This window comes from Pseudomonas sp., from assembly GCF_040514055.1.
Taxonomy (GTDB): Bacteria; Pseudomonadota; Gammaproteobacteria; order Pseudomonadales; family Pseudomonadaceae; genus Aquipseudomonas.
Window position 1 is genome coordinate 16,450 of the sequence record NZ_JBEVDL010000086.1, and the last position, 10,674, is coordinate 27,123.

General features: G+C 62.7%; 10 protein-coding genes and 1 tRNA gene. 9 read left to right on the forward strand and 2 right to left on the reverse strand.

The window, feature by feature from the left end; translation table 11 throughout:
- Positions 1 to 35: 35 nt before the first annotated feature.
- Positions 36 to 1,988 (forward strand): monovalent cation:proton antiporter family protein, encoded by a 1,953-nt coding sequence (locus tag ABWY06_RS23760; protein WP_353928062.1) that lies wholly within the window; start codon positions 36 to 38, stop codon positions 1,986 to 1,988.
- Positions 1,989 to 2,025: 37 nt separating this feature from the next.
- Here ABWY06_RS23760 and ABWY06_RS23765 read toward each other — a convergent pair whose 3' ends face one another.
- Entirely contained in the window at positions 2,026 to 3,234 is a 1,209-nt protein-coding gene (locus ABWY06_RS23765) for an ammonium transporter (protein ID WP_353928063.1), read from the reverse strand.
- A 365-nt stretch (positions 3,235 to 3,599) separates the two neighbouring features.
- Here ABWY06_RS23765 and ABWY06_RS23770 point away from each other — a divergent pair, with 365 nt between their 5' ends.
- The 3 genes from ABWY06_RS23770 (at position 3,600) to ABWY06_RS23780 (ending at position 4,759) form a co-directional block, all read left to right on the forward strand.
- Complete coding sequence (locus ABWY06_RS23770; protein WP_353928064.1) at positions 3,600 to 3,917, forward strand: ElaB/YgaM/YqjD family protein; 318 nt, start codon at positions 3,600 to 3,602, stop codon at positions 3,915 to 3,917.
- Between the two features lie 129 nt (positions 3,918 to 4,046).
- Positions 4,047 to 4,427: a phage holin family protein gene (locus ABWY06_RS23775; protein WP_353928065.1), complete on the forward strand. Its 381-nt coding sequence runs from the start codon at positions 4,047 to 4,049 to the stop codon at positions 4,425 to 4,427.
- Entirely contained in the window at positions 4,424 to 4,759 is a 336-nt protein-coding gene (locus ABWY06_RS23780; RefSeq protein ID WP_353928066.1) for a hypothetical protein, read from the forward strand. Before ABWY06_RS23775 ends, ABWY06_RS23780 begins: the two co-directional genes overlap by 4 nt.
- Before the next feature lie 205 nt (positions 4,760 to 4,964).
- Here ABWY06_RS23780 and ABWY06_RS23785 read toward each other — a convergent pair.
- Positions 4,965 to 5,041: transfer RNA gene (locus ABWY06_RS23785), tRNA-Asp, on the reverse strand.
- Positions 5,042 to 6,186: 1,145 nt separating this feature from the next.
- Between ABWY06_RS23785 and ABWY06_RS23790 the strand changes: the two genes are divergently transcribed.
- The 5 genes from ABWY06_RS23790 (at position 6,187) to ABWY06_RS23810 (ending at position 10,375) form a co-directional block, all read left to right on the forward strand.
- On the forward strand, positions 6,187 to 6,711 hold the full coding sequence (locus tag ABWY06_RS23790; RefSeq protein ID WP_353928067.1) for a transporter suffix domain-containing protein: 525 nt from the start codon (positions 6,187 to 6,189) through the stop codon (positions 6,709 to 6,711).
- A gap of 70 nt (positions 6,712 to 6,781) precedes the next feature.
- Positions 6,782 to 7,906, forward strand: coding sequence for an HlyD family secretion protein (locus ABWY06_RS23795; RefSeq protein ID WP_353928068.1), 1,125 nt, complete (start codon positions 6,782 to 6,784; stop codon positions 7,904 to 7,906).
- Positions 7,896 to 8,957 (forward strand): DUF2955 domain-containing protein, encoded by a 1,062-nt coding sequence (locus tag ABWY06_RS23800; RefSeq protein WP_353928069.1) that lies wholly within the window; start codon positions 7,896 to 7,898, stop codon positions 8,955 to 8,957. The genes ABWY06_RS23795 and ABWY06_RS23800 overlap by 11 nt, the downstream gene beginning before the upstream one ends.
- A gap of 130 nt (positions 8,958 to 9,087) precedes the next feature.
- A complete protein-coding gene (locus ABWY06_RS23805) occupies positions 9,088 to 9,762 on the forward strand; it encodes a DUF3313 domain-containing protein (RefSeq protein WP_353928070.1) in 675 nt (224 codons plus the stop codon).
- A 166-nt stretch (positions 9,763 to 9,928) separates the two neighbouring features.
- Entirely contained in the window at positions 9,929 to 10,375 is a 447-nt protein-coding gene (locus ABWY06_RS23810; protein ID WP_353928071.1) for a hypothetical protein, read from the forward strand.
- The last annotated feature ends 299 nt before the right edge of the window (positions 10,376 to 10,674 follow it).

The following is a 10,674-nucleotide window of genomic DNA, read 5'->3' on the forward strand; positions in this document are numbered from 1 at the left end:
CCCTGTTTTTTCGCCAGACCATCAAGGAGGACGGCGTGTTCACCAACCTGTTGATCATCCTGGCCGCCTCGTTGCTGGTCATCTCGCTGTTTCGCCGCCTCAGGTTACCGCCGGTGCTGGGTTACCTGGGCGTGGGCCTGCTGATCGGCCCGCGGGCGCTGGGCTGGGTCAACGACAGCCAGGACCTGGTGCACCTGGCGGAAATGGGTGTGGTGTTCCTGCTGTTCACCCTGGGCCTGGAATTTTCCCTGCCGCGGGTGCTGGCGCTACGCAGCCGGGTGTTCGGCCTCGGCAGTCTGCAGGTGCTGATCTGTGGTGGCGTGCTGGCCGCCGCGTTTTACACCCAGGGTTTTCCAATGGCAACGGCGCTGCTGCTCGGCACCTGCCTGGCGCTCTCTTCCACCGCGATCGTCACCAAGGAGCTCTCCAGCCTGGGTGAGGTCTTTAGCAGCCACGGACAGAACGCCATCGGCGTGCTGCTGCTGCAGGACCTGGTGGCGGTCCTGCTGCTGACCCTGGTGCCCGCGCTGGCGGGCGACGGCGGTCACTGGAGCCTGGCGCTGGCCTTGACCCTGGGCAAGGCGGCCCTGCTGTTCGGTGCCCTGCTGATGGCCAGCCGCTGGCTGCTGCCGCGGCTGTTTCACGAAGTCGCCGCGGCCCGCTCGCCCGAGCTGTTTGTGTTGCTGGCGCTGGTCCTGGTGCTGCTCATCGCCTGGCTGACGCAACTGCTGGGGCTGTCCATGGCGCTGGGGGCCTTTCTCGCCGGCATGCTGCTGGGGGAAAGCCATTACCGCCACCAGATCGAAGCCGATATCCGCCCCTTTCGCGACATCCTGCTGGGCCTGTTTTTTGTCAGCGTCGGCATGCTGATCGACCCGCGGCTGTTCGCCAGCCACGGCCTGACTATTGCGGGCCTGACCCTGACCTTGATGCTGACCAAGGCCGTCCTGGTCGGCGGCCTGGTCCGGTGGCGTGGCGGCGACACCAGCAGCGCGTGGCGCACCGGGCTGACGCTGGCCCAGGGCGGCGAGTTCTGCTTCGTGCTGGTGGCGCAGGCGCAACTGTGGCATCTGCTACCCCAGGCAGACGGCGCGCTGATTTTGGCCGCGGTCTTTTGTTCGATGGCCCTGACCCCGCTCCTGCTGCGCGGCGCGCCCGCCCTGGACGGCTGGCTGCGGCAACGCCAAGGCACCCGCCAGGCGCTGCCGCCGCTGGTCGCCGCGGGCGCGGCGCTGCAGGGGCATGTGGTGATCTGTGGTTATGGCCGGGTCGGGCAATCGATCGGCCGTATCCTGCGGCGCGAGCAGATCGAATTTATCGCGCTGGATGACGACCCGGTGCGGGTGCGGGAAGCCGCGGCGGGCGAGTCCAGCGTGCATTACGGCGACTCACGACGCGGCGCATTGTTGGCCGCCATGGGCGTGCACCGCGCGCGCCTGCTGGTGGTGGCGGTGGACAATGCCGAGGCGACGCTGGCGATCGTGCGCCAGGCGCGCCTGTTGCAGCCGGACCTGGCGATTCTGGTGCGCACCCGCGATGACAGCCAGTTGGCCGAACTGCAGGCCGCCGGCGCCAGCGAAGTGGTCCCGGAAGTGCTCGAATCCAGCCTGATGCTCGCGGTTCACGCCTTGCTGATGCTGGGCTTACCCGACAGCCAGGTGCAGGCACGGGTACGGGACGTGCGCCAGGATCGCTACCGCCTGTTGCACGGCTACTACCCCGGGGCCCAGGTCGACCTGCTGGGCACGCCGGAGCGCCAACGGCTGCTGATGCATGCGGTGACCCTTAACGCAGAGGCCTACGGCTGCGGCCGGCGCCTGGCCGAGTTGGGGCTCGATGACTTGGGCGTGGAAATTCAGGGTCTGCGCCATGACGACCAGGAGCAGCCCCGCACCGGTGCGCTGCAGTCCGGCGATACGGTGCTGCTGTCCGGGCCGCTGGAAGCCATCGAGCGGGGCGAGGCGCGCCTGCTCGGCGGTTTCGATTGAGCTCCGCCGCAGCGCCGGAGCGCCGGGCGAGCGCACTCTAGTCCTGGCTGACGGCGCCGATCTTATGGATCGACAGGTCGGCACCGTAGTACTCCTCCTCCTGGCTCAAGCGGATGCCGACGAGCGCCTTGAGACTGCCGTACACCAGGAACCCGCCCGCCAATGCCACCAGCACTCCCAGGCCGCTGCCCAGCAGTTGACTGATCAGGCTGACGCCACCTATGCCACCCAAGGCCTGTTGGCCGAAGATACCGCACGCCACCCCTCCCCAGACCCCACACAAGCCGTGCAAGGGCCAGACGCCCAGCACATCGTCGATTTTCCATTTCACCTGGGTGGCGGTGAAGGCCCAGACGAACAAGGCACCGGCAATGGCCCCGGTGGCCAGCGCGCCGACCGGGTGCATCAGGTCCGAGCCGGCGCACACCGCCACCAGGCCGGCCAGTGGGCCGTTGTGCAGGAACCCCGGGTCGTTGCGCCCGATCAACAAGGCAGCCACGGTACCGCCGACCATGGCCATCAGCGAATTGACCGCCACCAGGCCGCTGATGCCCGCCACCGTCTGCGCGCTCATCACGTTGAAGCCGAACCAGCCGACGATCAGAATCCACGACCCCAGCGCCAGGAACGGAATGTTCGACGGGGCGAAGGCCACCAGGCGCCCGTCGCGGTAACGACCGTCGCGACGCCCCAGCAGCACTACCGCACCGAACGCCAGCCAGCCGCCCATGGCGTGCACCACCACCGAACCGGCGAAATCATGGAACGCCGCACCGAATTGCGCCTGCAACCAGGCCTGCAGGCCGAAATTGCCATTCCACACCAGCCCCTCGAAAAAGGGGTAGATAAAGGCCACGATCAGCACCGTGGCGCACAATTGCGGACCGAAACGGGCACGCTCGGCGATGCCACCGGAAATGATCGCCGGGATTGCGGCGGCGAAGGTCAGCAGGAAAAAGAACTTCACCAAGGCATAACCCTGATCCGCCGTCAGGGCCGCGGCGGGTTGCAGAAAAGTCACTCCATAGGCGACCCAGTAGCCTATAAAGAAGTACGCCAGGGTCGAGACTGCGAAATCGGAGATGATCTTCGACAAAGCGTTAACCTGGTTCTTCTGCCGTACCGTGCCCACTTCGAGAAAGGCGAAGCCCGCATGCATGGCCAGGACCATGACGGCCCCCAGCAGAATGAACAGGGTATTGGAGCTGTGGATCAGGGTTTGCACGGCGCTGTTCAAGTTGTCCATCGGCAGGAAATACTCCGGGCGTTTTTCTTAAAGCACCAAAGCCGTTCACGCAGCACTTACAGCGCACCAAATTATGGCGCATCAGGTCCGGGCGACGCCCCGAGCCTGGCGGGCACATGCACCATCAGCGTGCAGCGGGAAATTCGGACTTGGTACTTAATGGTTATGGATCAAAAGGTTGTTCACGCGCCCGGGCATTTTCGACCTTATTCAGCCGGCCCCAGCGGGGGGCACGCTAACTGAACGGCGCACCAGCACGATGCAAAGCCTGTACCAGCGTGCCAAGCTGTAAGACAAATGGAACATCCGGACGCAACGGGACTCAGAACTGCTGTCACTTATTGCATCGCACAAGGAAATGCCTCATGCGCCTCAAAGCTGCTCCCAAGAACACCAAAGACGAACTGCTCGATGACTTCCAGACCCTGGTCAGCGACACCGAAAAACTCTTGCAGCATTCGGCCAGTCTGGCTGGCGAGCAGGCTGAAGAACTGCGCGAGCATATCCGCAACACCCTGGGCCGGGCCCGTGACAGCCTGCGCGATGCCGAAGGTTCGGTACGCGAACAAGGCAAGGCTGCCGTGCAGGCCACCGAGACCTACGTGCAAACCCATCCTTGGCAGTCCATCAGCTTCGCCGCCGCCATCGGCCTGCTGTTGGGCCTGCTGATCAGCCGCCGCTGACGGTCCTTCCGGCGCGGACCGGGGTACCGCCCTGGTCTCGTGTCGGAAAGTGAGTTGCACCGAACAGCCCCCTGGCATCCGCATCGGGACAGGCTGATTTTTTCGTTGGTTGTTGTAAGGGGAACATCTATGGAGGCCATTCCACCCTCCGCTGGACGCGGTCCATCAGCCCGGCGCCTGGCCGCGTCATTTCTTGGCCTGCTACACGGCCATGTCGCCCTGCTCGGCGAAGAACTGAAGGAACAACGTTCGCAGGCGGTGCAATTGAGCTTGCTGGCGGGACTGTGCCTGATCTTTGCCCTGCTGTTGCTGATTGGTTTGTCAGCCCTGCTGCTGATCCTGTGTTGGGACAGTTATCGACTGGAGGCGGCCTTCGGACTGTGCGGCGTCTATGGCGCTGGGTTGTTACTCTGTGTCTGGCGCCTGCTCAATGGCCTGCGCACCGCCACGGTACCCTTTAGCGCCTCGCTCGAAGAGCTGGCCCGCGACCGGGAGCAACTGCTGCCATGAATATTCCCGAGCTGCCCGCCAAGGCGTCCCGCCAGGAACTACGCAAGGCCATGCTGCGCCTGCGCCTGGAAATGCATCGCCAGGAACTGCGTCATGAAGGCCTGCTGCTGTTGCAGCCGGTACTCAAAGCGCGGGATTTCACCCATAACCTGCGCGAAGGGCTGCAGGGGCGAAAAAGTCCGCTATGGATCACCGGCGGTGCCCTGCTGCTGGCCACCCTCGGCGTACGTCACAGCAACTGGCGCCGCTGGATACGTATCGCCGCGATCGTCGTGCCGCTGATGACCGGCAACGGCAAGGCCCATGACACGGCCACGTCACCGCCGCCCTGAGCCAGAGGTCGATGAGCAGGATAACCGGTCCTGCTCAGCCAACGTCCCTAGAGACCTAACAGCGCCCGCCCTGGGCAGCGAGTCTTTGATCGACTGCCGCGGCGCGGTCAGTGATGGTCGCGGCCTGGACCGTAGCGCCAGCCGGTGGCATTGAAAAAAAGACAAAAAAATCCCCGAATAGCGAACTATCCAGGGACTTTTTATATGGCGCAGCGGACGGGACTCGAACCCGCGACCCCCGGCGTGACAGGCCGGTATTCTAACCGACTGAACTACCGCTGCATGTCGGTGGACTTTCGTCCGGCACAGCTCTGGATTGGCTTTAGAAGCGTCCTCCAGCGTTACGATTGCTCGTTTCGCTGCTGTAAGGCCATGATAATACAGCGATTCATAAGCAGCAACAGAAATATGCGAAAAACATCTAACCGAACCTGACATCAAGGGCCCCAGCCAGGGCGCAGCGAGCCTCTGCCCTGCAACATCCGCATCATTCAAGGCCTGAAGCCGGGCCTGGAGGCGAGTCAAGCGCCTGGACCGAGGGGAGCGTGACTTAACCCTGCGATCAAGCACCGGGGGGATCAGCACCACGGCTCTCAGGCAGAGCCAGGGCCTGGCCGCTGCGATCCGCTTTGCCCATTGCACAGGGATCAATTGGGGTGGGTCGAACAGGGCAACAAATAAATAGGTTTTTTTTGCCTCGCTGCGAGAGTTGTCACATTGAATGGCAGATCTGTTTGTGTGAATCGGCAGTCACCCTTTTTATGCCTTCTGAAGTTTGAATAAAGACGCGCACTTTTTTAAAAACGCTCAGCCTCGTGCCTCAATTCGTAGCGACTCGAAGTGGATTAAGTGTGTCCCATCCTAAATGCCGGCCTATCGCACTAAGCCCAATCCGAGCCGACCGGGCTGGGTAGTTGCAGGCGGCGGCCGAGTGCTACTTGCGCGCCTGACAGGCCAGTCCGCGCTTCGGCGTTTTTACCCAGCCCCCCAGTTACAGTCGGTTCGCACCGCAGCGGACGGGGCGAATCCAGTCACCTGAAGGCCCTTCACCAACGACCGCGCTCGGGCGTCCAGCGCCCAACCGACGGGGCTTTCGCCGGATCATGGGACCTGGGCGGAGCGTGTAGAGCACACTCATTCCGACCTACCGACCCACCAGACTCTTGGGCCTACCCCTTGGCAAGGCACTTTTTTCTGTCGCCCGCTACGCAGGTGGATTTCGACTATTGTGTTTTAGGTCGGAGTCGCTTTAGTTTATTGCCCAGCCCCCATGCGCAGTAACGCGCCATGCACCGCACGCTTGTTGAGTAACGCACATCCGCAACACTTGAGCGGCGCGGGGTTCCACCCTGTCGCGGGACAGAGTTTCAGGTAATTCAGCGCAACCCAACCCACAGCGAAGCCGTCACACAGGAAGGTGCCCATTTATGAGTGATGCTCAAGACGCAGTCAGTCCACCCCCCGCCGGGTGGCGCTTCAAGTTGGGCATCGCCCTGGTCGGTGTGATACTGGGATCCTGGCTACTGGTACCCCTGGCAGCCGCGTTGGATGTTCCGGGTTCAAAAATTGCCGCGCTGACGGGCATCCTGTTTATCTCCAACAAGATCCTGTTGCTGCTGGTCATAGCCATCATGGGCAAAGCCGGTTTCCAGGAGTTGAAACGCCGATTGTTCGGCTATGTATCCGGACTGGCCCCCAGCGCCAACCTCGAAGTGAGCCCGGCCCGCCATTACATCGGCGTGACGATGTTCTGCCTGCCCTTGGTTTCAGCCTTTCTCGAACCCTATATCGATACCTTTTGGCCCGGCTTAAGGCCCAATCTCTGGCAGTTGCAACTGTTGGGCGACCTGATGCTGGTCGGCAGCTTTTTCGTGCTGGGTGGCAATTTCTGGGACAAGGTCCGCGCCTTGTTTATCCGTACCGCGCGGGTCGTCAACACTGACGCGGCCTGACCCCCTAACCCGCCTCGTCGCCAGGCACGCCTGAAGGTTGCCTGGTATAGCCCCGCTTACGGATGCCGTTATGCCCGAGATTTCCAAGCAGTCCGAGGTTGTCCCCGCTGCGCCCACGCCCCCCGCCCCAGCGCGCGCGACGCCAAATCCGCTGCGCCGTGTCGCGCTGCTGGTACTGCTGCTGATTGTCGTGCTGTTCACCATCTCCGTCCTGATGGAGCGCAGCACACCTTCGTCCGCCCAGGCGGTGGTGCAGGCGTATGTGGTGCAGATGGCGACCGAAGTCAGCGGACGCGTGATGGATATCGCCGTGGTCGACAATGAGCGGGTCAAGACCGGACAACTGTTGTTCCGCATCGATCCGCAGCCCTACCAGATCGCCGTGGCCGAAGCCGAGGCCAAACTCGAACAAGCCGGGCAAAACCTCGGTGCCAGCACCTCCGCGGTGGATGCCGCGCAGGCCCAACTGGTCTCGGCGCGCGCCCAGCGCGACAACGTGCGCGAGCAGACACGGCGCGTCACGCAGCTGGTCGAGCGTGGGGTCTATGCCCGCGCCCGCCTGGATGAGGCACGCGCCGCCCTGGACTCCTCGGAAGCCGCGGTGGTCAAGGCCCAGGCCGACCTGCAGAAAGCCCGTGAAGAACTGGGGCCGACGGGTAATGACAACCCGCAATTCAAGCAGGCATTGGCCGCCCTGGAAAAAGCCCGTCTGGACCTGGTGCGGACCGAGATCAACGCACCGGCCGATGGCGTGATTACCAATCTCCAACTGGCGGTAGGCCAGGTGGTGAACCCCGGCCAGCCTGCACTGACCTTTATCGATGCCGGCACCATCTGGATTTCGGCGGCCTTCAAGGAAAACAGCCTGGAGCATATGCAGGCCGAAGACCACGCCGAACTGGTGTTCGATGTGCTGCCAGGCCGGGTTTTCGGCGCCAAGGTCGAGAGCGTCGGATGGGGTGTTGCCCAGGACGGCGCCACCTCGTCCGCGCTGCCGACTATCCGTAACGAAAGTGGCTGGGTTCGCGACCCGCAACGTTTCCCGGTTCGCCTGGTGGTGGACCAGCCCTACCCCGTCGGTCCACGTTATGGCTCCCAGGTCAACGTGGTGGTCTACACCGGTGACAACCCGGTGATGAACGCCCTGGGCAGGTTCAAGAGCCGGGTGATCGCCCTGCTGACTTATGTCAATTGACTCTCTTGAACTGAGCCGCCGCAAACGCCAGGGCCTGCGGATCGCCCTGGCGGTTGCCTGCGGCCTCAGCGTCGGCATGCTGATGGGTGAGACCCTGCCCTTTTTCGCCCCGCTGATCGCCATCCAGCTGCTGTTCGCCAGCCGCAGCCCATTGGGGCTGCGCCAGGGCCTGGCAACCATCCTGCTGGTTGTGGGCGTCGGTGCGCTGCTGGTATTGCTCACCGACCTGTTCGGCGAAGAGCCGGAAGTTTTGGTTCCGTCGTTGTGGCTGTGCTATTTCGGCTGCTTCTGGGCCCAGGGCCAGGGCAAAGGCGGCGCGGCCCCCAGTTTGATCCTGATCATCGCCATCGTCGTGCCCATGCTCGATATTCAGCAACGCGACCTGGGCGACTCGATCGCGCTGATCCTGGCCAGGGGCATCAGCGGCGGCATACTGCTGACCTGGGCCGCCCACGCCCTGTTGCCCGACCGCCCCGCGGACACCAGCTCCGCGCAACCACCCGCCCCGCGCCCTGCGCTGCGCCACGTGACACGCCAGGCGCTGGCGAGCGCGACCATCCTGCTGCTGATAGTCACCTTCTGCCTGGTGGACCCGCGTCTGGCCACTGCCATGGTCATTCCGATTACGGTCTCCTCGCTACTCAGTCAACTGGAGTCGACCATGACCCAACGCGCGGCGCTGGCCTTGCTGGTGGTCAACCTGCTGGGCGGGATAGTCGCCTCGCTGGCCTGCACCCTGGTGCAGTTGCGGCCCACGCTCTGGCTGCTGTTTCTCACTGCATTGCTGGTGGGCCTGCTCTTCGCCGGCAGGGCGGTGAGCCATGCCACGGCGGGCAAGCTGTTTGCGGGCGGCCTGACGACCTTCCTGATCCTCTTCGGCCTGGGCATTTCGCCCTTGCCGGCCAGCAGTCCCGAGCTGTTTTCGACGCGCATGGCCTACGTTCTGTTTGCGGTCATCTACGCGCTGTTTATGACCCTGCTGTTATGGCCGGGGCCGCGACGCGAATATGCCGGCCCGTCTGCTGACGATGTCCACCTGAGGGCTCCCTGAGAAACCACCCACCAGCGACTGAATGTTGCCTGGCAGCGATCACGCGTAACAACGATGAGCTAAACCTGTGATATCCCAACCCTGAGCATGCCCCTTAAAGCGCTTTTCCAAGCACGGAGTAAAAAGCCTCATGAAAATATCCAGTAAGTTTTTGGTTGGCGTTGCGATGAGCAGCTTGCTGCTGGGCGGCTGCGTTTCAAAAGTGACGGAACAGAACCAGTACTCCGGCTTCTTGGCCAACTATGAGGGGCTGCAGGAAACCACTTCGGCCAGTGGGCAGCCGGTTTTGCGCTGGGTCGCCGACAACTTCAAGCCCGGAAATTACAACACGGTGGTTTTCAACCAGTTGGAACTGTATCCGGCGCCGAAACCGACCGAACGCGTCAACCAGCAGACGTTGCAGGAGCTGCAGGCACTCACCAGCAGCAGCGCTAAAAGCGCATTGGCCCAGCGCTACCAGGTGGTGCCCACGCTGCAAGCCGCACCAGTAGGTTCGCGCGCGCTGATCATGCACGCGGCGATCACCGGCGTCAGCGCGTCCACCGAAGGCATGCGCTGGTACGAAGTGCTGCCGATCACGGCGGTGGCGGGCTCGGTGGCCGCGGCGACCGGCCAACGCGACCAGAATACCGAGCTCTATATCGAAGCCGATCTGGTCGATGCAAAGACCGGCCTGCCGGTGGTCAAGGTCGTGCGCAAGGTGTTTGGCACCTCGCTGGACAATGACAGCCAGGCGATCACCACCAACGATTTCAAGGCGGCGATCAAGGGCCTGACCAGCGACTTGCAAGCCTTTATCAAATAACGCCACAGCGCCGTCGCCCTGTCGCAGAAATCCAACAGCCCCCGCACAGCGGGGCTGTTGCTTTTGCCTGGTAGACTGCCGGCTCAAGTAATAGTCGACCTTCAGCCGTCCGTTGCGCCCCGTGGGAACGCGCTGAACCCCGCCCTTTAATGCATCCAGGCACGCCATGCGACTCTCCGCCCGCCTCCACGACGATCACCCGCATGCCCCTTATCCAGCTCTGTATGTTGACGACTCGTCGTTACAAATAGTGATTGCGGAGCTGACCCAGCAACCCGACATCAGCATTCTTGTGCCAGCGCATAGCTGGCTGCACAGTGAGGTCGAGCTTGAAAAAGCTTGGGACAGGCTGCTGGGTTTTGCTGGCACGCAAACAATGCTTGTACCACTGTTGGTCTGCCCAGACGATATGGACTTCGGCTGCGAAGTTGTAGTGGTGGAGCAACACAGTACAGAGTCGCATATAAGCTGGAGCAGAATGGGTTACGCGCAGGATCGGGAAATTTCGCAGGTCAATTGGCTTCCCTGCAGCAGGCCGCTCTGCTTTAGCAGGGAAAATTTCACCGGTGCGCTTAGCGACTACATGGAGTTATGCCGCTGGCCTCCCTATTGATTGCGCTGCATACCCTAACGCGATTGAAGGGTCTCAATTGCTTACTCCAGCGCTGATTACTGTGGAGCCGATACCGCAACAGAAGAACTGAATCCCACCAGTCGGATGTGCCGTTGCTCAGCACCCAGGAGCGCGCCCCAGTGATCAGCGAGGTAAGGGGTCAGGTAAGGGGTCGGAGTCTGAGTGATCCCCACAAAAACTCGCGACCGCTCAAACGCTTGGGCTTGAAGACGTCTGCATGGGCGAGCACCTTGGTTGTCGCCAAACACACCAAGCTCCCGTGATCCCCATGCAGACCG

Excerpts from the sequence above, each read along its gene's own strand:
- ABWY06_RS23770 (WP_353928064.1), top strand. The coding sequence starts at position 3,600 with ATGCGCCTCAAAGCTGCTCCCAAGAACACCAAAGACGAACTGCTCGAT.
- ABWY06_RS23775 (WP_353928065.1), top strand. The coding sequence starts at position 4,047 with ATGGAGGCCATTCCACCCTCCGCTGGACGCGGTCCATCAGCCCGGCGC.
- ABWY06_RS23780 (WP_353928066.1), top strand. The coding sequence starts at position 4,424 with ATGAATATTCCCGAGCTGCCCGCCAAGGCGTCCCGCCAGGAACTACGC.
- ABWY06_RS23800 (WP_353928069.1), top strand. The coding sequence starts at position 7,896 with ATGTCAATTGACTCTCTTGAACTGAGCCGCCGCAAACGCCAGGGCCTG.
- ABWY06_RS23810 (WP_353928071.1), top strand. The coding sequence starts at position 9,929 with ATGCGACTCTCCGCCCGCCTCCACGACGATCACCCGCATGCCCCTTAT.
- ABWY06_RS23805 (WP_353928070.1), top strand. The coding sequence starts at position 9,088 with ATGAAAATATCCAGTAAGTTTTTGGTTGGCGTTGCGATGAGCAGCTTG.
- ABWY06_RS23795 (WP_353928068.1), top strand. The coding sequence starts at position 6,782 with ATGCCCGAGATTTCCAAGCAGTCCGAGGTTGTCCCCGCTGCGCCCACG.
- ABWY06_RS23790 (WP_353928067.1), top strand. The coding sequence starts at position 6,187 with ATGAGTGATGCTCAAGACGCAGTCAGTCCACCCCCCGCCGGGTGGCGC.
- ABWY06_RS23765 (WP_353928063.1), bottom strand. The coding sequence starts at position 3,234 with ATGGACAACTTGAACAGCGCCGTGCAAACCCTGATCCACAGCTCCAAT.